Annotated in this window: 18 protein-coding genes; 8 read left to right on the forward strand and 10 right to left on the reverse strand. The window is 66.7% G+C overall.

Features of this window, described 5'->3' with window-relative positions; all coding sequences use genetic code 11:
* Positions 1-890: 890 nt before the first annotated feature.
* The 5 genes from gspD to gspG are packed head-to-tail and all read right to left on the reverse strand — an operon-like array spanning position 891 to position 6,450.
* Positions 891-3,278: a type II secretion system secretin GspD gene (gspD, locus tag PST29_RS16665; RefSeq protein ID WP_060843754.1), complete on the reverse strand. Its 2,388-nt coding sequence runs from the start codon at positions 3,276-3,278 to the stop codon at positions 891-893.
* Positions 3,275-3,835, reverse strand: a complete 561-nt coding sequence (gene gspM / locus PST29_RS16670) for a type II secretion system protein GspM (RefSeq protein WP_060843755.1) — start codon at positions 3,833-3,835, stop codon at positions 3,275-3,277. The genes gspD and gspM overlap by 4 nt, the downstream gene beginning before the upstream one ends.
* Positions 3,828-5,015, reverse strand: coding sequence for a type II secretion system protein GspL (gspL, locus tag PST29_RS16675; RefSeq protein WP_060843756.1), 1,188 nt, complete (start codon positions 5,013-5,015; stop codon positions 3,828-3,830). The genes gspM and gspL overlap by 8 nt, the downstream gene beginning before the upstream one ends.
* Positions 5,012-5,995, reverse strand: a complete 984-nt coding sequence (gspK, locus tag PST29_RS16680; protein WP_060843757.1) for a type II secretion system minor pseudopilin GspK — start codon at positions 5,993-5,995, stop codon at positions 5,012-5,014. The genes gspL and gspK overlap by 4 nt, the downstream gene beginning before the upstream one ends.
* 8 nt (positions 5,996-6,003) lie before the next feature.
* The gene (gene gspG, locus PST29_RS16685) at positions 6,004-6,450 is read right to left on the reverse strand and encodes a type II secretion system major pseudopilin GspG (RefSeq protein ID WP_047304124.1); all 447 of its coding nucleotides are present in this window, start codon (positions 6,448-6,450) and stop codon (positions 6,004-6,006) included.
* 148 nt (positions 6,451-6,598) lie between these two features.
* Between gspG and gspI the strand changes: the two genes are divergently transcribed.
* Positions 6,599-6,985: a type II secretion system minor pseudopilin GspI gene (gene gspI / locus PST29_RS16690; RefSeq protein WP_060839536.1), complete on the forward strand. Its 387-nt coding sequence runs from the start codon at positions 6,599-6,601 to the stop codon at positions 6,983-6,985.
* Positions 6,986-6,988: 3 nt separating this feature from the next.
* Here the strand turns inward: gspI and PST29_RS16695 are convergent, their stop codons facing one another.
* Complete coding sequence (locus PST29_RS16695) at positions 6,989-7,417, reverse strand: hypothetical protein (protein ID WP_060845138.1); 429 nt, start codon at positions 7,415-7,417, stop codon at positions 6,989-6,991.
* A gap of 130 nt (positions 7,418-7,547) precedes the next feature.
* Between PST29_RS16695 and gspH the strand changes: the two genes are divergently transcribed.
* Together gspH and gspJ are read left to right on the forward strand one after the other, a co-directional pair.
* Positions 7,548-8,009: a type II secretion system minor pseudopilin GspH gene (gene gspH / locus PST29_RS16700; RefSeq protein WP_060843758.1), complete on the forward strand. Its 462-nt coding sequence runs from the start codon at positions 7,548-7,550 to the stop codon at positions 8,007-8,009.
* Positions 8,006-8,617 (forward strand): type II secretion system minor pseudopilin GspJ, encoded by a 612-nt coding sequence (gene gspJ / locus PST29_RS16705; RefSeq protein ID WP_060839538.1) that lies wholly within the window; start codon positions 8,006-8,008, stop codon positions 8,615-8,617. The genes gspH and gspJ overlap by 4 nt, the downstream gene beginning before the upstream one ends.
* A 195-nt stretch (positions 8,618-8,812) precedes the next feature.
* Here gspJ and PST29_RS16710 read toward each other — a convergent pair whose 3' ends face one another.
* Genes PST29_RS16710 through PST29_RS16720 form a run of 3 tightly spaced genes read right to left on the reverse strand, consistent with a single transcriptional unit; the run spans position 8,813 to position 11,083 of the window.
* On the reverse strand, positions 8,813-9,763 hold the full coding sequence (locus PST29_RS16710) for a FecR family protein (protein ID WP_060839539.1): 951 nt from the start codon (positions 9,761-9,763) through the stop codon (positions 8,813-8,815).
* 37 nt (positions 9,764-9,800) lie between these two features.
* On the reverse strand, positions 9,801-10,346 hold the full coding sequence (locus PST29_RS16715; protein WP_060839540.1) for an RNA polymerase sigma factor: 546 nt from the start codon (positions 10,344-10,346) through the stop codon (positions 9,801-9,803).
* Positions 10,343-11,083, reverse strand: coding sequence for an STN domain-containing protein (locus tag PST29_RS16720; protein ID WP_442966365.1), 741 nt, complete (start codon positions 11,081-11,083; stop codon positions 10,343-10,345). Before PST29_RS16720 ends, PST29_RS16715 begins: the two co-directional genes overlap by 4 nt.
* Before the next feature lie 148 nt (positions 11,084-11,231).
* On the opposite strand from PST29_RS16720, the gene PST29_RS16725 reads away from it, so the two are divergent.
* From PST29_RS16725 to PST29_RS16735, 3 genes are all read left to right on the forward strand, one after another.
* Entirely contained in the window at positions 11,232-11,546 is a 315-nt protein-coding gene (locus PST29_RS16725) for a hypothetical protein (protein ID WP_060839541.1), read from the forward strand.
* A 280-nt stretch (positions 11,547-11,826) separates the two neighbouring features.
* Complete coding sequence (locus PST29_RS16730; protein ID WP_082729255.1) at positions 11,827-13,191, forward strand: ArnT family glycosyltransferase; 1,365 nt, start codon at positions 11,827-11,829, stop codon at positions 13,189-13,191.
* A 315-nt stretch (positions 13,192-13,506) separates the two neighbouring features.
* Positions 13,507-14,322, forward strand: a complete 816-nt coding sequence (locus PST29_RS16735) for an META and DUF4377 domain-containing protein (RefSeq protein ID WP_060843759.1) — start codon at positions 13,507-13,509, stop codon at positions 14,320-14,322.
* A 100-nt stretch (positions 14,323-14,422) separates the two neighbouring features.
* Here PST29_RS16735 and PST29_RS16740 read toward each other — a convergent pair whose 3' ends face one another.
* Entirely contained in the window at positions 14,423-19,282 is a 4,860-nt protein-coding gene (locus tag PST29_RS16740; RefSeq protein WP_060843760.1) for an NAD-glutamate dehydrogenase, read from the reverse strand.
* Between the two features lie 554 nt (positions 19,283-19,836).
* Here PST29_RS16740 and PST29_RS16745 point away from each other — a divergent pair.
* Entirely contained in the window at positions 19,837-20,193 is a 357-nt protein-coding gene (locus PST29_RS16745) for a hypothetical protein (protein ID WP_060839544.1), read from the forward strand.
* A gap of 887 nt (positions 20,194-21,080) precedes the next feature.
* On the forward strand, positions 21,081-22,040 hold the full coding sequence (locus PST29_RS16750) for an AAA family ATPase (RefSeq protein ID WP_060839545.1): 960 nt from the start codon (positions 21,081-21,083) through the stop codon (positions 22,038-22,040).

Below are 22,040 nucleotides of genomic sequence, written 5' to 3' on the forward strand. Positions count from 1 at the left end.
CTCCACTCGGCGCCTCGCTCCGGAATTGATCCGTGGGCCGCCGCAATGGGCCATCCCTGGCCCAGTGCGGCTAACCCGGCATCCTGCCGGGTTACCCACGGCTCAATGCCTGCGTTCGGCCATCGTGTTTAAGGGGGCAGGAAGATCAAAATCTGACGGCGGCCTGCCGGCCTTGTTTCATTTGTCCTTCACAGGGCGATGCTGCTCTTGGGATGGTCGAAGGTCCTGCGGACCTTCTCGCAGCTTCGCAGGCTCAGCAGCGGCTACAGAACGCACGTACTCTGTAGCCGCTGCCGCAGGCTGCGAACGCTCTGGGCGGCACTCCGTCGCAGGAGACGCTAAACCTGCCTCCCCAATGTTCCTGAACCACCGCGCCGCCTGGTTTTGCGAGCGCTAGCGCTCGTTCGCAGCCTTCGGCAGCGGCTACAAGGAACCAGCCTGCGCACCTTGGTTTTGGCGTTGGCTTTTGATCTTGATCTTCAGGCCCCTTCCCAGCAGGCCGAGCGCAGGCGTTGCGTAGGGGGCAGCTCGGCAGGGATGCCGAGCTAGCCGCCACCCGGCCATGGATGGCCGGTTGGCGGCGGGCCCCCGGAGCAATGCCGAAGCGAGGGAACCCCGAGCCCCAGCGAGGGGCCGTATGGAGGGGCAAGCGTTTTTGCTTACTTTTTGGCGTTTGAAAAAAGTAAGTCGCCGTAAGGGCGAAACCCTAAGTGGCCGTAACCGCAGCAACGGATATGTACACAGCCCACCGCTGTAAGAGCGAACCCCTGAGCAGCCCTGACCACAGCCACAAATAGATACCCCGTAGCACAGTGCCCCAGAGGCGCAACCACCAGCCACCGCAGCCGCCGCCATGCCCCCCACCCCACCATCACCCATCAACGCCCCCTTCATTGCACCGGCACCGCCCGAATCGGCGCCCGCGGCGTCTGCGGCACGCCCTGCAACGACACCGGCACCGCCCCGGGAATCGCCTTGCTCGCCGCCGGCAACTGCGGCGCCTGCATATCCGGCATCGCCCAGCTGCGCTCCGGCTGCAACTCCCCCTGGGCCCGGCGCATGAAGTCATAGCGATTGAGGGTGATGCTGCGCCCCGCGCCACTGTCGCGAATGATGTAAGGCCGCAGAAACACCATCAGGTTGGTCTTGGTGATGCTGCGTTTCTCGTTGCGGAACAAGGCGCCGATCCCCGGGATGCTCGACAGCCACGGCACCGCGTCGTTGCTCTGGCTGTAGCCGTCCTGCAGCAAACCGCCCAGGACCATGATCTGCCCGTCATCCAGCAGGATGCTGGTGTCGATCGCCCGCTTGTTGGTCACGGTCCCGGCGTCCACCGAGGCCCGGGGGTCAACGCTGCTGACCTCCTGGTAGATGTCCAGCTTGACCGTGCCGCCCTCGGAAATCTGCGGCCGCACATTGAGCTTCAACCCCACTTCTTCGCGCTGCACGGTCTGGAACGGGTTGTTGCTGGTGCCGCCACCGCCGGTGACGTAGCTGCCGGTGACGAAGGGAATGGTCTGGCCGACGAAGATGCTCGCCGCTTCGTTGTCCAGGGTCAAAAGGTTCGGGGTCGACAGCACGTTGGTCCCGCCCTTGCTCTTCAGGGCCCGGGCCAGGACCTTGAGGTCCAGCACCTTGCCGATCCCAGGGATGTCCACGGTGCCGTTGACCACGCCGATGTTCAGGCCCTTGGGCAGTGCGTCGATGCTGGTCTTGCTGGCCGGGGTCCCCACCAGCCCGCTGCCGCCGAGGTTAACTCCGCCAAAGCCGCCGCGGCCGCCGAGGTTGCCGGCCTGCCACTGCACGCCGAACTCGCTGGCGTCGTCTTCGCCGACTTCGACGATCAGGCTTTCGATCACCACCTGGGCCCGGCGCTGGTCGAGCTGGTCGATGACTTCCCGCAGGTTGCGGTACAGCGGGTCCGGCGCGGAGATCAGCAAGGTGTTGGTGGTGGCGTCGGCCTGGATGGTCACGCCGCCGGCGCTGAAGGCGGTGTTCTGGTCGTTCTGCTGGCCGTTGCCACTCAGGCTGCTGGCGCTGGCGCCCTGGCCATAGGCGCCGCTGGTGCTGGCGCTGCCGTTGAGGTTGCCGCTGGCGGTGGGCGTGCCGCTGCTGTTCTGGGTGCTGCCCTGGGTGCCCTGGGTGCTGGCGCCCATGCCGCTGAGCATGGCTCGGGCGCCATCGTTGCCGGTGCTGTCGCTCTCGCCGGTGAGCAGGCCGCGCAGGGCCTGGGCCAGCTTGCCGGCCTGGGCGTTGCGCAGGTAGACCACGTGCAGGTTGCTCGGATTGCTCTGGGCATTGTCCAGTTTGTAGACCAGGTTGCGCGCCAGCTCGGTGCGCTCCGGGCTGCCGGCGCGAATGATGATGGAGTTGGAACGCGGATCGCCGATCACGCTGATCTTCTGGGTCGGGTCGGCGCCCTGGGTTTCCAGCAGTTCGGCCACCATGGTGGCAATGTCCACGGCGATGCCGTTGTGCACCGCCACCACATCGGTGTCGATGGCGCTGGGGGTGTCGATGCCGTCGATGATCTGCGCCACCCGCTGCAGGTTCTCGGCGTAGTCGGTGACCACGATGCTGTTGTTGCCCGGGTAGGCGTTGATCGGGTTGTTCGGCGAGACGATGGGCCGCAGCACCGGGATCAGGTTCACCGCGTTTTCATACTGCAGGCGGAAGGTGCGAGTCAGCATGCCGTTGCCCGCCGGTTTGTCGCCGCTGTAGATCGGCCCGCCCAGCAGCTTGGCATCGGCCTCGGGCACCACCTGGGCCACCCCGCCCACGTCCACCACGGCAAAACCCTGCATGCGCAGTGCCGCCAGCAGCATGTCGTAGGCCTGATGGGCCGGCACCTGGCCCTCGCTGACCAGGGTCAGGTTGCCCTTGACCCGCGGGTCCACCAGGAACTGCTGGCCGGTGGAACGGGCCAGGGCGCGCACCACCGCCTGGATATCGGCCTCGACGAAGTTCAATTGCACCGGCTGGTCCCCCAGGGGGTTGCGCGGCACGCTGGTACTGCGTGGCGTGCCCTGGCCACGGCGGCTGTCGGTCACCGGGTGCAGGACTTTGGGTCGCGTGGCCTGTTGCGCCTGCACGCGTTCGCGGTCCGCCAGGGCGTCGCCGCTGCGCCGGGTGTCGGCCAGGGGCTGGCCCAGTTCACTGTCCACCAGCAAGGGCGGCGGCGTGGTGGAGGTGGTGTTGCTGCAAGCCCCCAGCGCCAGCAGCAGAAAAGGTGCGACCTTGCGACACTGGCGCACGTAGTTGGAGCCTGACCCCTTCATGAAGCTTCCTTAGCGCCCTGCGCCTGATCCATGCGAACGGTCCCGGACAGTGTGCCTGCCGAGTCTTGGGCGGTGGCCGGCGCGGCGCGTTGCAGCCGGGCCTCCACCACCTGCAGTGAAAGCTGTCGGGGAGTCCCCAGCAGCCAGCCGACCACGGCATCCGCCGGGGCCTGCTCAAAGGTCAAGCGCCAGCTCTCGGGGCCGGCTTGATCGGTGCGTTGCAACTGGTAGCGGTCCTTGAGCCCGGCCCGATCCAGGGTCTGGCGCAGGGACTGCTCAAGGTCGGCGCCCTGGCGATCCGTGCCCGCGGCCTCGTGCAACAGCACTTCCAGGGCCTCGGCCTGGGAGCGCAGCTTCGGCGTCTCGGCTTGCCAGTAGTCGATCTTCTTCAGCGGCGGCTGAATCAGCAGCCACCACAGCAACAGCCCCAGCACCCCCAGGGCGGTGGCGCTCAGCAGACGTTTCTCCCGGAGCGCCAGAGCCTGCCAATGGCCCCGGGCCTGGGTCCGCAGGCGTGACCAGCGCGCCTGATACTGGGCCAGCCCGGACTTATTCATCTTCGGCTCCCGGGGCGTCGGCGGCGAGGTCAGCGGGCTCGCCCGTGGCCGGGCTCAGGGTCCAGCCGTTGCCCTCGGCCTGGACGCTGTAGCCGGCCTGGGTCAAGGCGCCCTGCCAGCCGCTGTCGGTGCGTTTCGGGGTATCGGGCAGCAGTTCCAGCTGCAGGCGCTGGTCGGCAAAACTCAGGCTCTGCACGCTGCCCACCATGAACGGCATGGCGCTGCCGGCCTGCAGCAGCAGGTTGACGAACCCCTGGCTCGGGTCCGCCGCACCGCCCTGCTGCGCCGCCAGTTGCTGGCGGGCCTGTTGCAGGGGATTGAGCACCACCGGCAACTGCGGAAACACCTGCCGGACCCGCTGGCTCATCTGGTTCTTGAGGCGCAGGCCCTGTTCGGCCTCACGGGCGGCATACAGGTTCAGGCCCACGACCCACACGGCCACGGCCAGGGCGCAGCAACCCAGGGCCCGGCCCCAGCCCTGGACCGCGCCGCGGGTCGCCATCGCCCCCGCCTGCAGGCCCCAGGCCGGCGCCGCGCCACTCCAGCGCTGTTCGACCGGCAGGCGCTGCAGCGCGCCCTCCGGCGCGTCGTCACCGATCCAGCCCAGCCCGGCGCCGGAGGCGCGCAACTGTTCCAGGGTTTCCTCGACCAGTGGCTCCACGCTGGCCTGAGCGGCGCTGTGGCGCAGCAGCAACTGACCGTCCAGCAGGCACAGGTTGTGCTGCCCCGGCGCCGGCACCGCCAAGGCGTATGGCGCCGGGTACAGGCCCGAAAGCTTCAGCCCGGCCTGTTGCAGCAGCTCGCCCAGGGCTTGCAGGCGGCTGATGGGCAGCCAGCTCAAGGTCACCTGGCCCTGGGCATCCCGCGGGCCGTGGGCGACATGCATCTGCTCGCCGCAACCGAGGATCAGCGCCTGGGCCGCGCAGTCCACCGCGGCCTTGGTCCGCGCCGCCGGCAACGGCGGCAGCTCGATGCAGGCCAGCAGGCTGTCCTGCGGGTGCAGAAAGCACTCCAGGGCCAGCCCTCGGGCGTCCTGGGCCAGTGCCTCAAGCGCCCTGCGGCCGAGCGCGGTCACCCGCCCGGCGCGGTCCAGCCGGGCGCATTCCACGGGCACGGCCAGGGGCCGGGGCGCGTGCAACAGCTCGGCCAGGGGCGGCAAGGCCAGGCGCAAGCGGCTCATGCTCCCACCCGCGACCAGATCACCTGGGGCATGCGGTCTTCAGGGCGGTGCAGCAAGGCGTGCAGGGTGATCCGCCGCTGGTCGCGACGGACCTGCCCCTGGAGCAGGAACCACTCGCTGGTGATGCCGACCTTGATCCGCTCCTGCGCGGCAAAGGGCATGCGCAGGCGATTGACGAAGTCGCCCCGGTTGATGAACCAGTGCCCGGCGTCGCGCTCTGCCACCAGGGCCCGGGCCCGGGACAACGACAGCCCCGGCACCGCCACCGCCAGTACTTCGGCGCTGGCGGTGTTGCCATTGATCCAGGTGTTGCCCGGCAGGACGCTGACGTAGGGCTCAAGGCGCGCCAGCAGCGCCTCGTCGACGCCCTGAACGCCCAGCAGGTCGTCCAGGCTGCGCAGCATTGGCTGGCGCGGCGGCAAGGTCTGCACCGCCGCCCCCGGCGAGGTCAGGCGACCGCTGTTGAATGCACCCGGGGTGCCTGCGGTGGCGGCCGGACTGGACAGGCGCTGCGGATACGAGGCGATCACCCGCTGGCTGATGCGCCGGCTCAGGGCGGCGTCGACGCCGAGCAGTTGGCACAGCTGTTGGAAACTCTGCACCTGCTCCGGGTCCACCTGCTGGTTGAACACCAGGTTGCGCAGGTTGAACTTGCCCTGCAGGTCTTGCAGGCGGCCCTGGAAACCGCCACCGGATGCGCCGAGGGCCGGATCGCCGATGGGCCGCGCCCAGGGCTGGTCGAGCCGGGTCAGCACCTCGCGCTGGCGGGCTTCCCAGAGCAGTTGCCGGCTGAATTCCAGGCCGCCCTGCAACGCCCCGCCGCCGACGATCCGCGCCTGCTCGGCTTCCACCGCGCGGGTCAGGACGGTCTGCCGCGAGAGCATGCCGGCGGCGAGCACCGCCACCACCGCGGCAATCAGCAAGGCGCTGATGATGGCCATGCCGCGCTGCTTCGCCGCACAGGGCGAATGACTGTTCATGGGCGGCCCTAGAGCTGCCAGGAGCCGATATCGGCATTCACGCCTTCGCCGTCGGGCTGACCGTCGGCGCCCAGGGAGAACACGTCCACTTCGCCGTTGGCCCCCGGGTTGAGGTAGTGATAGGGGCGTCCCCAGGGATCGTTGGGCAGGCGTTCCAGGTAGGAGCGCCAGTTGCTGTCCTTGGCGTTGGCCGGACGTTCCACCAGCACCTTGAGGCCCTGGTTCATGCTCGGGTAGCTGCCGTGGTCGAGGCGATACAGCTTCAGGGCCTGCATCAGCCCGGCGATGTCCTGCTTGGCCGCGGTGGCCCGCGCCTGGTCGGGACGGTCGAGCACCTTGGGCACCACCATGACCGCGAGAATCCCGAGGATGACCACCACCACCATGATCTCGATCAGGGTGAAGCCACGCTGGCCTCGGGGTGCGGCGGTTGACGTTACAGGCGCGATATCCATCTCGACATTCCTTGGCTTGAGTTCGATTCGTCGCGCAGTGTTGCAAGAAGATATGTCAGTGGTATTGAAAAACCTCGGGAGTTTCGGTCGCCATTCGGTCAAGCCTGCAGGCTAGGCTGCGAGGCTGTTTCCCGGTGTCGAGCGGCCCATGCAAGCCCTGCGCAAACAAGCTGGATTTACCCTGATCGAAGTGCTGGTGGCCCTGGCCATCATTGCCGTGGCCATGGCCGCGGCGGTGCGCGTGGCCGCGCTGATGACCCAGAGCAACGGCCTGTTGCGGGACAAGTCCCTGGCCTTGCTGGCGGCCCAGAGCCGGCTCGCCGAGCTGCGCCTGGAAGGTCGCTGGCCCAGCGGATTGAAGAGCGTCGATTGCGACCAGGGGCGCCTGGCGCTGCGCTGCGAACAGTCGATCGGCGCCACAGCGCTGCCCGGGCTGCTGCGGGTCAGTGTCCAGGTGCGCGAACGCGGTCGCGAAGCACCGCCCCTGGCCCGCCTGGAAACCCTGCTCGGCCGCCCCCAGGAGCCAGGGCGGTGAGTGTCAGCGGGTCAGCCGCGGCAACAGCGGCGAGTCCGGCAGCTTGCTGACCTTGATCCGCGACTGCTCGGCGCCGCGCTCGATCAGCACGCCATCGGCCTCCACCGCCGCCAGGCGCACACCCGGGGTCAACTGTTCGCCGGCCAGGAAGCTGCGGGGCGGTCCGTCGTTCAGGCGCAGGATCGCCACCGCGCCACGGGCCCCGGCCAGGACCCCGGAGACCTTGACCTCCACGGCGCTGGGCTGGTTGGCAAACCACTGCAGGGCCGGGCTGTCGGAACGAGCGGCGAGCACCTGGGGCGCCACGGCCGGGGTCTGGGATTCGGCCGGGGTCAGCAGCAGCGACGACCAGGTGGCCACCCCGGCCAGGGCCGCCAGCAGCGCGGTGTATTGCAACACTCGGGGGGCGGAAAAATCTGCGGCACGCAGCATGGTGGCAAGCATTGGCGGGACCTCCTGTTTGTCCGTTCCCGCAGCCTACAGGGCAATTCTCACGGTTTTATTTCACCCCGCGATCATCGGCCCCAGGCCGGCTGATCCTATCGCCAAGGAGTGCAATCCGATGCCGTCGGGCAAGCAACGGGGCTTCACCCTGATCGAACTGATGGTGGTCCTGGTGATCATCGGCATCGCCAGCGCGGCGGTGGGCCTGAGCATCAAGCCCGACCCGCTGCAAACGTTGCGCAAGGACGCCGAACGCCTGGCGCAGCTGCTGCAAGTGGCCCAGGCCGAGGCCCGCGCCGATGGTCGACCGATCACCTGGCGAGCCACCGCCAAGGGCTTTGCCTTCAGCCGCCGGGCGGAATCCGGCAGCGGTATCGACGACCTGCGTGGCGATCCCCTGCTGCGCCCCCGCGCCTGGGAAACCCCGGGGCTGCAAGTGCGCATCGAACCCGGGCCACGGCTGATCCTCAACGCCGAGTGGATCACCCCGCCGTTGCGGCTGGTGCTCTCCGACGGCCGCCACAGCCTCGGCGTGGAACGCAGCGCCGCCGGCCAGCTGCGGGTGGTGAACCAGCCATGAAGCCTGGGCAAAGCGGCTTCACCCTGATCGAAGTGCTGGTGGCGGTGATGCTCATGGCCATCGTCAGCCTGATTGCCTGGCGCGGCCTGGACAGCGTCACCCGGGCCGACACCCACCTGAAGGCCAGCACCGAACAGACCGAGGAACTGCTGCGCAGCCTCAACCAGCTGGAGCGCGACGTCGCCCTGCGAGCCGCCGTGCAACTGCGCGAACCGATCCAGAGCGACAGCGAAGAGGCCGAGCCCGACAGCCCGGTGCCGCTGAGCGTGCGCAGCTCCGACAGCAAGGGCTTTCGCCTGGAGGTGATCCGCAGCGCCGCCAACCCCGGCGACGGCCTGCAACGGGTGCGCTGGTGGCTCAAGGGCGACACCCTGTACCGCGCCGCGGCCGAGCCCCGGGACCGCTACCCCCTGCCCGCGCCCAGGGACGGGGTGGCGGTGTTGCGGCGGGTCAGTGATCTGCAGGTGCGGGTCTGGGAGAGCGGCAAGGGCTGGCGCCAGCTCAGCGGCAATCGCCGGGACAACCCCCAGGGCCTGGAGATCCGCCTGACCCGGCAAACGCCCCAGGGCCAGGAGCATTACCGGCAAGTGCTGGGCCCCCTGCCCTGACCGGCTTGGTGCAGCCGCTGCCGCAGGCTGCCAGCGGCTTGGGCGGCGGGCCGACGCAGGCGACGTGGAGGGCTGGAAAGCGCTGGAGGTTCGGCGGCAGGACGCCAGGCAAGGTCCTGCGGACCTTTGCGCAGCCTCGCCGGAAGCTCGGCAGCGGCTACGCAGCGGCGACATTGGGGCGGTGCGGTCGGGCGCTCAGCTGAGCAGCACCACGCCGCCCGGCAGTTCGGTGCATTTGGCGCCGTAGGCGTCGCGGATCAGCAGGGCCACGCCCGCCAGCTGGTTGAGGGTGAAACGCGCCTGGACCTTGCGCCGGCCCAGTTCGGCGTTAAGCAGCACCAGCATCCCCGGGCGGTAACGGTTGATCTCGCTGATCACCGTGTCGAGGCTGGCGTTGTCGAACACCAGCACCTGTTCGCGCCAGGCGAGGACGTTCCGGGGATCCACGGCGGTCGGCTCGCCCACCGTCTTGGCGTCGTAGGTCAGTTGCCGACCGCTGTCCAGGCGGATGCTGCGCCCGGCCACGGCCACCTGCAGGCTGCCTTCGATGCAGGTCACGCAGACCTGATGGTCAGTGTTGCGCAGGTTGAAACGGGCCTGACGGGCACTGAGCCTGCCGTCACCGGCCTGGACCTGGAGCGGCTGCTGGCGCTGGCTGAAGACTTCCACCTCGCCCTCCAGCAGTTCGAAGGCCTGTTCCCCCGGGGCCGGATCACGGCGGCTGATGCGGGTCTGGGTGTTGAGTTCCAGGCTCAGGCCCTCGGCCAGATCGACCCGGCGCTGTTCGCCGACCGCCGTGGAAAAATCCGCGGTCAACCCGGCCAGGCCTCCGGGCACCGTGTAGCGGACCATGAACAGCGCCGCCGAGGCGGCCAGCGCACCGCCCAGAAAGGCCCGCCGCCCGAAGTGGCGCGGCCGCGATTGCTGCTCCAGCTGCACCGCCGCCGGTTGCAGGCAGTGCCACAGGGCCTTGGTCTGCTCGAAGGCCGCCGCGTGCTGCGGGCTCTGCGCGCACCACTGGCGCAGGGCACGGGCGTCGGCGGCGGTGGCCCGGCCCGACGTCAGAAGGACCAGCCAGTCCCGGGCTTCGCTCAGCAGTTGCTGGTCCGCCGAGGCCTGGGGTGGGGAGATGCTAAAAATGTTCAAGCGCGCAGGTACTCACGGATTGATCAGGGACTCTTGTCTAGGACGGTTTTCCGGCCCCGGGACCGAACCGCTGAATGACTTTTCTTTCAAGGCGCAGGGCGCAATGCCCGAGGGCGGCCTTGAGTTCCTTCTCCACCATCCGTGTGGAAATGCCGAAGCGTTGGGAGATTTCCAGGTGCGGCGCCTCTTCCAGGCGCGCGGCGATAAAGATCTGGCGCCGCCGCGCCGGCAACTCGTAGAGGGCCTTGAGCAGGGTCTGGATTTCTTTCTGCCCGCCCACCACCCGGGACGGGTCCTGGGCGTCATCGGCGATCTGCAGCAGTTCCTCGACCTCCTCGCCGGTGAGCAGGCGCGCGTCGGACTGGCGCCGATCGGCAGCAATGTTCAGGGCCATGCGGTACAGGTAGGCATTGGGCTGCAGCAGGTTCGGCGGCTCTTCCATGCGGTCGACCCGCAGGTAGGTTTCATGCAGGACGTCGTTGGCCAGGTCCTCGGACCCCAGGCGCCTGCGCAAGCGCACCCGAAAGTCCTCGTAGGACGTCAGGAACAGCCTGACCATCGTACTGTGTCCGGTATTTTTCATACCCCGGAAGCTCCTTCCCATTCCTTGCAGTCCATGCGTTTCCCTGTTGTGTCCGGTATCAAGAGTAAGGTCAGCGGCTGACGCAGCGAGCTGGGGGCCGGGCGTTCGACCCGGGTTGCCGCCAGGCGCTGCACCAGGGCTTCGTCCCGTTGCAGATCACCGGTGGAGCTCACCAGGCGACTGTGCTGCACCGTGCCATCGGCGCCGATCCACAGTTGCAGCAAGGCACGGAACGCCCCGGGTCGGGTCAAGCGCGACGCGCACAGGCTGCGCTCCACCGCCTGCTGCACGGCGCTGGCGTAGCTGCTGTTGAGCCGCGTCGCGCGGGCGCTGCTGACGCCCTGGGGCGTCGCAGGCGCCGAGGCTGGCGGCACCTGCAGGGTGAAAGCGTCGCTGCGGGCGTAACGCGCCATCAGGCCAGTGCCCGCCAACAGGCGACTCAATCCCTCGCGAGCGCTGTAGCGGCCCTTGATCCCCACCGAGCGCCGGCCCCGGGCCAGTTCCTGGTCCACCAGCACGGCCATCCCGGTCAAGCGACTGAACCGCTCCAGGGCCTGGGCCAGGTCCTGGGCCGGAATCTCCAATTCCAGCTCCACCCGGGGCGGCCCTTCGACCGCGGCCTGCGCCCAGGCCAGAGGCAGTGGCGCCAGCAGCACAAGGCCCAGCACACAGGTCGCCAAGCCCCCGTGCAATGAAGTCCATCGCCCGACCTGCGCGCTGTGTTGCTGCACGAGCATCCAATCCCTGAAAAGCGTCATCCTGAGGCCAATTTATGAATCTGGTGTTACGAGCGCGGCAAAAAAACCATCACTTTTCAGGCCTGGGCTTTGCACTACACTCGGCCGCCATCGAGGCCCGATTCCGCGGGCCAGCCAGGAGGCCAGGATGAAACGTTTAAGCTGCTACACCGCTGCCCTGCTGTTGCTCAGCGCCCTGCCCTGGACGCTGCACGCCGAGGACGCCAGCGAGGGCTGCGTGGAAGTCAGCGTCGGCGGCTACAAGGCCCCCGACTACAACTGCCTGAGCAAACAGATGGGCAACAACCCGGACGCGGTGAAGGCCGCCCAGGCCAACCAGCAGGCCATGGACAAGCCGGTGAACAAGCGGCCGCCGAACCAGGTGGGACTGTCGACTCCGGCGGCCACCAGCGTGCGCATGGGCAACACCTTCGGCACCTCGGTCAAGCCGCAACGGCCCTGAGTGGCCCCCCGGGCCACTGACCGCCACCGGGCCCGTTGCCGCGGCTGGCAGCGAGCCTGGGCAGCGACAAACGCAGCGGGCGAAGATCGCCCTGCGCGCCTTCGCGCACCGCGCCGCCAACCCCTGATCGGCCACGCTCCGTATACCGGGCGTTAACCTTGATCGCGCTAGATTGCCGCGCCTTGAAACCCGGAGCCGACAAGGGCTCCGAGCACGGCACGTGGATGGCGTTCGACTAGCGGCCACCGTATCATTGGCGTTTTTTTTGCATGTTGGAAGCATGGAAAGCTATAAAAAACTGATCTTGCAACGACCCTGCCAAAGCATTTTCCTGATCGCCCTCGCGCTGTTCATGGGGCTGCAGTACAAACCGGCAGTGCTCAACTACACCACGCGCTTCGTCGACTTTGCCGACTACATGCTGCAGCACGGCATGACGCTGTTCCCCATCGCCGACGATCTGCAGCCCTACCCCGACTACACCATTGTCAACACGGTGCTGGTCTATCTGGCCTCGCTGCCGTTCGGCCAGCTGTCGGTGCTGTCGATGGGCCTGCCCTTCTGCATCGCCGCCGCGCTGATGCTGGTGTTCATCTACAAGCTGGGGGCCCTGCATGAGCAGAAATGGGGCGTCTGCGGCGTGCTCTTTGCGCTGTTCACCTGGGCCTTTCTGGACAGCGTCAACTCCCTGGCCCTGGACATCTATCCCGCCCTGATCACCGCGGGCTGCTTCTACCTGGCCTACTCCGCCGATTTCAAGCAGCAGCGGGGACGCCTGGCGCTGGTGTTCCTCGGCCTGATCCTGGGCTTTTCCCTGCGCGGCCCCATCGGCATGATCGGCCCGGCGCTGGTGGTCGGCACCTACTACCTGCTGAGCCGGCAATGGCGGACCCTGGTCGGCTTCTCGCTGCTTTGCGGCCTGCTGTTCGCCGCCGGGGTCGCCCTGCTGGCCTGGGCCGCCCACGTGCAGGGCGGCGACGCCTTCATGCAGGAAGTGCTGGAGATGCAGGGCCTGGGGCGGATCGCCAGCGATCACTCGCCGCGCTATTACTTCTACTTCAGCGTCGGGCTGCTCACCTACAGCTTCACCGCGTTCTACGCCCTCTGCGTCATGGCCAGGAGCGGTCGCCAGTGGCTCGGCGCTCCGCCGCTGTCGGCGCCGCGCCTGCTGCTTCATCTGGGGGCGTGGTTCGTGGTGCTGATCCTGTTCTTCACCATCCCCAACTCGAAGAAGGCGCGCTACGTGCTGTCCATCACCCCGGCCATTTCCCTGCTGGCGGCCTATATCTTCATCGACCCCAACGGCGTGTTCAGCGCCACCCGCAGACGCCTGCTGCGCCTGTGCCTGAACCTGCCGACCATCGGCGCGCTCCTGGCGCTGCTGGTGCTGGGCTACAACTGCTTTGCCCCGCGGCCCTTGCAACCCAACTTCGCCGGGGTGTTCGCAAGCTTTGCCCTGCTCAGCGGCGTGCGCTACTGGATCACCCGGCAGTACGCCGCACACCGGCATTACGAGGTCATCGTCCTGGCGTTCGGCGTGGTGGCCTTCCTGCTGCTGGATGGGTTCTTCTTCAACGCCATCACCTATCACCTGGAACTGGCCAACGAGCCAACCCCCAAGTTCCTGCCTTACTGGTTCTGGTAAGGCGGGCGTCCCCCCGGGATCAGCGCCGCACCCCGGGTGCGGCCGCATCCAGGCCCGCCGAGCCCGGCCGGAAGCGGGCAACCCCGTAGATCGGCATCGTGCAAGATTTGGTAACACTCCCGGGCACCCCCGAGCATGCAACGGAACTGGCACAGTGCTGTCACATCGCAATCGGTAACGGCACAGCTCGTCCGGCGACCGGCGGCCCAGGTGGCGGCGCCGCGCACGCACGAGTGCTTGACTGCCACAGGTTACCGGCCTTGGCCTGCTGCCCCCGCGGCAAGCCCTATTCCCTCAAGGCTGAAAGAGCGAACCATGAAGCAAAACCTCCTCCTCGTATCCGTCTGTGCCGCCCTGCTGCAGGCCTGCACCCCGGTTTCCACCACTCCTGAAGGACGTCCCTCCATGCCCGCCAGCACGGCCTCCGCCAGCGCCCAGCCTCCACTGTCCGCCTACTACTGGCAGCTGGTCGCGGCCAGCGACGCGGCGGGCAAGCCCATCGCCGCCCTGGACAAGGGCATCGAGCGCCCGCTGCGCCTGACCTTCGTCGAGCAGAACCTGAGCATCAGCGGCGGCTGCAATCGCCAGTTCGGCGGCTTCGAGCATGAAAACGGCCTGCTCAAGGTGCAGCCACTGGCCTCGACCCTGATGGCCTGCGAACCCAGCCTGATGACCCTGGACGCCGAAGTCGGGCGCCTGTTCAAGGGCGAGCTGCGCACCACCTTCGGCGGTGACGAATCGACTCCGACCCTGCAACTGACCACCCAGAACGGCACGCAGCTCAAGTTCCAGGGCCAGCCAACCGCAGAAACCCGCTACGGCAGCCAGGGCCAGACCCGCTTCCTGGAAGTGGCGGCCAAGACCGTCAAGTGCAGCCACCCGCTGATCCCCGACTACCAATGCCTGCAAGTGCGTGAGCGACGTTACGACGCCGCCGGCCTGCAACTGCCGACCCAGGACATCTGGCACCCGCTGTATCAGTCCATCGAGGGCTACGAGCACCAGGACGGCGTGCGCAACGTGCTGCGGGTGAAGCAATACGAATGGAAGCATGCTCCCGCCGACGCCCCGTCCACGGTCTACGTGCTGGACATGGTGGTCGAGCAGGACGCCTCGGCCCAGGGCCACTGACCGGCGCCGACACCTCCCGATCGCTCACCAGCGGCGGGCAATAAAAAAGCCCCGTATCCTGCGATACGGGGCTTTTTTTGCTCTGGGCGGGGTCAGGCCGTTACAGCGCCGACTGACCGCTCATGGCCAGGTCCAGCAGTTCACGGTTGGCCACCGCATACATGGCGTAGTCGGTGCCGCTGGCGGCACGGATTTCCACCAGCATCGAGCGCCAGCGCTCGACCATGCTCTGGTTCTGCTCAAGCCACAGGGCCACGCGGGCTTCCATGTCTTGCGGGCCATCGGCCATTTGCAGAACCGAGATGGTGATCGCCCGCTGCTGCCAGTCCACGTCGTCGCGGAAGGCTTCGCGCGCCGCCGCCTGCCAGTTGTTGGCCACTGGCAGATCGCTGATCTGCTGCAGGTACCACGGCAGGTCGAGGGCACTGCCCACGGCGAAGTAGGCCTTGGCCACTTCGGCGGCATCGTGACCGGTGACATCGGCGGCCTCGATGATCGGCAGCAGGGTGTACAGGTGGGTAGTGCCTGCCACCATGCGCGCCAGCAGCTCCGGAACGCCGGCTTCGACGTAGGCGGTGTAACGGCTCTGCCAGCCTTCGCGGGTCGGGCCTTCCAGCAGCTCGTCGAGCTTCAGGCCCAGGGCCGCCAGGTGCGGACCGAAGTGGGCGACATCACGCGCGGCATCCTGCTCGTTGCGCCGGCTGCGCAGGAACCAGCGAGTGGCCCGACGCCCCAGACGCATCAGCTCGTCCATCAGCTCCAGTTGCACCTGGGCCGAGACCTGGTGATCCAGGGCCTCGATCTGACGGAACCAGTGCGGCAGGTGGAAGATGTCCCGCACGATCACGTAGGCACCGGCGACGTTGGCCGGGCTCATGCCGGTGGACTCCTTCAGGCGCTGCACGAAGGTGATGCCCATGTGGTTGACCAGGTCGTTGGCGATCTGGGTGCTGACGATCTCGCGCTTCAGGCGGTGGCGACGCATGGCTTCGGAGAACTTGGCCACCAGGCTTGGCGGGAACGCGGTCTCCATGTCACGGGTCAGGTAGTCGTCATCCGGCACCAGGGACTTGAGCAGGGCTTCCTTGAGGTCGATCTTGCTGTAGGAAATCAGCACCGACAGCTCGGGACGGGTCAGGCCCTTGCCGGTCGCGGCGCGCTCGGTGAGCTGCTCCTCGGTCGGCAGGTACTCGATGGCCCGGTCCAGCTTGCCGCGGCCTTCCAGATCGCTCATCAGGCGCTTGTACTCGGCCGCACGCTCGTAGGCACGGCGCGCCGCCAAGGACAGGGCCTGGGTCTGCTTGTAGTTGTTGCCCAACACCAGGCCGCCGACTTCGTCGGTCATGCTGGCCAGCAGCTGGTTGCGCTGCTTGTCGGTCATGTCGCCGGCCTGCACCACTTCGTTGAGCAGGATCTTGATGTTCACTTCGTGGTCGGAGCAGTCCACGCCACCGGCGTTGTCGATGAAGTCGGTGTTGGAGCCGCCGCCATTGAGGCCGAACTCCACACGACCCAATTGGGTCATGCCCAGGTTGCCGCCCTCGCCCACCACCTTGCAGCGCAGCTCGTTGCCGTTGACCCGCAGGGCGTCGTTGGCCTTGTCGCCGACGTCGGCGTGGCTTTCGCTGCTGGCCTTGACGTAGGTGCCGATACCGCCGTTCCACAACAGGTCCACCGGCGCCTTGAGCAAGGCGTTGAGCAGCTCGGTCGGGGTCAGCTTGTCAGCCTGGATGTCGAAGCGCTCTTTCATCTGCGGCGAGATGGCAATGCTTTTGGCGCTGCGCGAGAAGATGCCGCCGCCCTCGGACATGATGCTGGTGTCGTAGTCGCTCCAGGCCGAACGCGGCAGCTCGAACATGCGCTTGCGCTCGACGAAGCTGGTGGCCGGATCCGGGTTCGGGTCGATGAAGATGTGCAGGTGGTTGAACGCCGCCACCAGTTGCAGCTTGTCGGACATCAGCAAGCCGTTGCCGAACACGTCGCCGGCCATGTCGCCGATGCCGACCACGGTGATGCTGTCTTCCTGGACATTGATCCCGCGTTCGCGGAAGTGGCGCTGCACGCCGACCCATGCGCCCTTGGCGGTGATGCCCATCTTCTTGTGGTCGTAACCGGCGGAACCGCCGGAGGCGAAGGCGTCGCCCAGCCAGAAGCCGTAGTCGATGGCGATGCCGTTGGCGATGTCGGAGAAGGTCGCGGTGCCCTTGTCCGCCGCCACCACCAGGTACGGGTCATCGTTGTCGTGACGCACCACGTTGGCCGGCGGCACCAGGACGCCGTCTTTCAGGTTGTCGGTGATGTCCAGCAGGCCGGAGATGAAGATGCGGTAGCAGGCGATGCCCTCGGCCGCGATCTCGTCCCGGCTGCCGCCCAATGGCAGGCGACGGGGCAGGAAGCCGCCCTTGGCGCCCACCGGCACGATCACCGAGTTCTTCACTTGCTGGGCTTTGACCAGGCCCAGGACTTCGGTACGGAAGTCTTCTTCACGGTCGGACCAGCGCAGGCCGCCGCGGGCGACGTTGCCAAAGCGCAGGTGCACGCCTTCGACCCGTGGCGAGTAGACGAAGATCTCGAACTTGGGCACCGGCTTGGGCAGCTCGGGGATCAGGTGCGGGTTGAACTTGAAGCTGAAGTAGGACTTGTTCTGGCCGTTGGCGTCGGTCTGGTAGAAGTTGGTCCGCAAGGTGGCCTTGATCAGGTCCAGGTAGCGCCGCAGGATGCGGTCTTCGTTGAGCACCTGAACGTCGTCCAGGGCGGTGAGGATCGCCTGCTCCAGACGCTGCTGCTTGTCTTCCAGGTCTTCGCTGGTGAGCTTGCGCGCCAGGTAGAAGCGGGTCTTGAACAACCGGGTCAGCTCGCGGGCGATGTCGGTATGGTTGTTCAGGGTGCTGGCGATGTAGCCCAGGTCGAAGCCCAGGCGGATCTGCTTGAGGTAGCGGGCGTAGGCACGCAGCAGCGCCACGTCGCGCCATGGCAGGCCGGCGGTCAGTACCAGGCGGTTGAACGCATCGTTCTCGGCATCGCCGCGCACGATGTGGACAAAGGCGTCCTGCAGGGTGTCGTTGAGCTGCTGGATATCCAGGTTCAGGCCTTCGGCAGCGGTGAAGGCAAAGTCGTGGATCCAGAACTCGCGGCCGTTGTTGTGGCGCAGGCGATACGGGAACTCACCGAGCACCCGCAGGCCGAGGTTTTCCAGGATCGGCAATACGTCGGACAGCGCCAGCGGGGTGTCGGCGTGGTACAGCTTGCAATGCAGCTCGCGCTGGCCGGACACCTGGCCCAGGGGCTGGTAGAAGCTCATCACCAGCGGATTGGCTTCCGACAGGCTCAGCAGGTGCTGCATGTCCACCACCGCCGAGTGCGCGGCGAAACGCTCGCGGTAACCGGCCGGGAAACCTTTCGGGAAGTCCGCCAGGACATTGGTGCCGTGGGCTTCGCCGAAGCTTTCCACCACCAGGCTGGCGTAGTCGTCCTGCCAGCTGCGGCAGGCCTGCACCACTTCTTTTTCCAGCAGCAGCGGGTCGATGTCGATGCGCTGTTTCGGGTCCACTCGCAGGATCAACTGCACGCGGGCCAGCACCGACTCGGAGAAGAAGGTCCAGAATTCGCAGTCGGTGGCTTGCAGGCGATCCATCAGCACTTGCTGGATCTTCTGCCGCACTTCGGTGGAATAGATGTCGCGCGGCACGTAGGCCAGGCAGTAGCAGAAGCGACCGTAGGGGTCCTTGCGCAGGAACACGCGGATCTTGTTGCGTTCCTGGATCTGCACGATCGACATCACGGTGCTGAACAGCTCGTCCACCGGGGTCTGGAACAGATCGTCCCGAGGCAGCACTTCCAGGACCTGGGCCAGTTCCTTGCCCAGGTGCGCCTTGGCCTGGAAGCCCGAGCGCTGCTCGATGACTTCCACCTTGCGGCGGATGTAGGGAATCACCCGCACGCTTTCGCCGTACACCGAGGAGGTGTAGAGGCCCATGAAGCGGCATTCCTTGATCACCTTGCCGTCGGCATCGATCTGGCGGATCGAGACGAAGTCCGGGTAGGCCGGACGGTGCACGCGGCTTGGGTGCGCGGCCTTGGCGAACGACAGCGGCGTCGGTTCGCGCAGGTAGTTGACGGCGTAGTCTTCGATGCGCAGATCATCACTGGTCAGGCCGGCGCGCAGCAGTTTGGCCAGGCCGAGGAAGGAGCTGGGGTCATAGTCGATATGCCCGCCGTCCTGATCGGTGCCGACCACGAACTCTTCATAGCCGAGGAAGGTGAAGTGGTTGCCCACCAGCCATTCGAGGAAGCTCTTGATCTCGGTCTTTTCATCGGCAGCGATGGCGAACTGGCTGTTGTCGATGCTTTCGATCAGTTCCTGGACCTTGGCCTTCATCGGCTCGAAGTCGGCCACGGCCACTCGCACTTCGCCCAGCACCTGCTCCAGTTCCTTGCCCAGCACGCTGAGTTCGGCGGCATTGGCGCAACGGTCGATCTCCAGGTACATCAGCGACTCTTGCAGCACGCCTTCGCCCTGGGTGCCCTTGGGCAGGACTTCCAGCAGCTCGCCCTTGCTGCCACGGCGCACGCTGAGCACGGTGGTCTGCAGGGTGTGGATGCTGTAGCCGCGACGGTTGAGCTCGGTGCGTACCGAGTCCACCAGGAACGGCAGGTCGTGGTGCAGCACTTCCACCGCGGTGTGGGTCGACTGCCAGCCGTGACGTTCATAGTCGGGGTTGTAGACGCGCACTTGCGGTTGCGCGTGGTCGAAGCGCTCAAGCAGGCGCCAGGCAGAAAGGGTGCAGCCCGCCAGGTCGGACATGCGACGCTGGGTGAGTTCGTCCAGGGAAATGATGCCGAAGAATTGTTCAGCGAACAGCGCCACTTGTGGCAGTGCCTGTTCACTGATGTGCTGCGCCAGTGCCGCTTGCAGTTGGTGCTGGAAGTCGGCTTTGCTGGCTGCGGTGAAGAACGCCATCTGTGGTACTCCGCTTGGGCTTGTTATTGATGGTAGCGTCGCGTGCAAACCCCTTGCGGGGCGTTGGTGCATCCTGCTCCTGGTCTCGGGCAGAGGTCGCAGGATGCCAGGTGGATGAAGCTGGACGAGACGTGCAGGTCACATTCACCTTCCCGGGATGGGCATCTGCAAAAACGACTGGCGCCGGCATGCCGCGCAATGCCTTTACAGGTGACCATCACAAATCAGACGCAACCTATTGCACTTGAGAACAAAATGTCCGCTGCGCAGCTTAACGAGTGAAACGCGACAGCTGCTTGCGATGCTGCGACATATTCGGTCAACGGCACGCATCCGGACGCTCATGCCCTGAACAACACTAGCAGGCAGCGGGAAAAAACCAGGGTTTTTCCCCGGTTTCAGGGTACTTGCGTACCAAAAGCGACTGCCGGACCCGATGCGTCCACGACCTGTCCTCAGACAGACAGGCCAGCAGAAATTCCCCCGGGCTGGCAGAATTGCTTCTTTTTTTGCACCGCCCGGCCGCTGCCGGCCCCAGCCTCAGGAATGCCCCCATGCTGATGACCACCGCCCACCTGATCGCCAACCCCTGCGACGACGAAGAAGACAACATGGCCATGCTCTGCTGCCACAGCAGCCAGGGCGAGATGTTCCTGATGAGCCGCTACCCGGACGAGGACGAGCTGGAAATCACCCTCGACGGCGAGCCCTCGACCCTCGATGGCGTGAAGGTCACCCTGAGCCCCACCACCCTGCTGATCGAAATCGCCGCGGCCGATGCCGACGCCCTCAATGGCGCCGACCACCTGGAAATCCGCCACAGCACCGCCGCCTCGGACCTGGCCGAAGTGGAACTGACCCTGCAGAACATCCTCAAGGGCACCGGCACCTACATCAGCCAGCTGTCCTGAGCCGCCGTCGAACCTGCGGCGGCCTCCAGATCCCCGCGTCTCCTGCAGAGCCGTGCGCAGCCTGCGGCAGCGGCTACACACCCCCGATCGGCATTGGCCTGTAGCCGCTGCTGAGCCACGGCGAAGCTGCGCAATGGTCTGCAGGACCTTGCCTGACGATCGCCCGCCGATCTTGGACAGCCTCCAGATCCCCGCGTCTCCTGCGCAGCCGTTCGCAGCCTGCGGCAGCGGCTACACACCCCCAATCGGCATTGGCCTGTAGCCGCTGCTGAGCCACGGCGAAGCTGCGAAAAGGTCCGCAGGACCTTGCCTGACAATCGACCGCCGATCCTGGGCGGGCTCAAGATCCCCGCGTCTCCTGCGGAGCCGTTCGCAGCCTGCGGCAGCGGCTACACACCCCGATCGGCATTGGCCTGTAGCCGCTGCTGAGCCACGGCGAAGCTGCGCAAAGGTCCGCAGGACCTTGCCTGACAATCGCCCGCCGATCTTGGCCGGCCTCAAGATCCCCGCGTCTCCTGCGCAGCCGTTCGCAGCCTGCGGCAGCGGCTACACACCCCCAATCGGCATTGCCTGTAGCCGCTGCTGAGCCACGGCGAAGCTGCGCAAAGGTCCGCAGGACCTTGCCTGACAATCGCCCGCCGATCCTGGGCGGCCTCCAGATCCCCGCGTCTCCTGCGCCGGCATGCCACCCATGCCGTTCGCAGCCTGGGGCAGCGGCTACAGGACCCGCCCGGGGGAATCGGTGGGCGGCGCTGTTTTTTTTCGACTAATTCGCTAAATCAGCTGTTCCCCGTTAGTCGCCGCACCCCGCTATGGATTAAAGTATCGCCCCCAGCCCCAAGGTTATTTCGACGCCCGGGGTGCACCCTCTCCAGGAACAGTCACCGATGGAACATCGTGAAGCGCTTTTGGCGCTGCGAACCTTTCTTTCAACGCAGATTCTCGGCCAGGAAAAACTCATCGAGCGCTTGCTCATCGCCCTGCTCGCCGACGGCCACATGCTGGTCGAGGGTGCTCCGGGGCTGGCCAAGACCAAGGCCATCAAAGAGTTGGCCGAAGGCATTGAAGCGCAATTCCATCGGATTCAGTTCACCCCCGACCTGCTGCCCGCCGACATCACCGGCACCGAAATCTATCGCCCGGAAACCGGCAGCTTCGTGTTCCAGCAAGGGCCGATCTTCCACAACCTGGTGCTGGCCGACGAAATCAACCGTGCCCCGGCCAAGGTCCAGTCGGCGCTGCTGGAGGCCATGGCCGAGCGGCAGGTCAGTGTCGGGCGCAGCACCTATGAGCTGTCGCCGCTGTTCCTGGTGATGGCGACCCAGAACCCCATCGAGCAGGAAGGCACCTACCCGCTGCCCGAAGCCCAGCTCGACCGCTTCCTGATGCACGTCAAGATCGGTTTCCCGGACGCCGCCGTCGAGCGCCGGATTCTGCAGCAGGCCCGTGGCGAAGCCTTGAACGGCGAAACCAAGCCCGAGCGCCGGGTCAGCCAGCAGGCGATCTTCGCCGCGCGCAAGGAAATCCTCGGCCTGTACATGGCCGACGCGGTGGAGGAATACCTGGTGCAACTGGTGATGGCCACTCGCACCCCGGCCAAGTTCGACCCGGAACTGGCCGAGTGGATCGCCTACGGCGCCAGTCCCCGCGGCTCCATCGCCCTGGACCGCTGCGCCCGGGCCCACGCCTGGCTCGCCGGCCGCGACTTCGTCAGTCCGGAAGACATCCAGGCCGTGCTGTTCGACGTGCTGCGCCACCGCATCATTCTGTCCTTCGAGGCTGAAGCGGCAGGCATCGACCAGGACCGTGTGGTACAGCGCATCCTCGACGTCGTTGCCGTCGCCTGA

Source organism: Pseudomonas sp. St29 (genome assembly GCF_001547915.1).
GTDB lineage: Bacteria > Pseudomonadota > Gammaproteobacteria > Pseudomonadales > Pseudomonadaceae > Aquipseudomonas.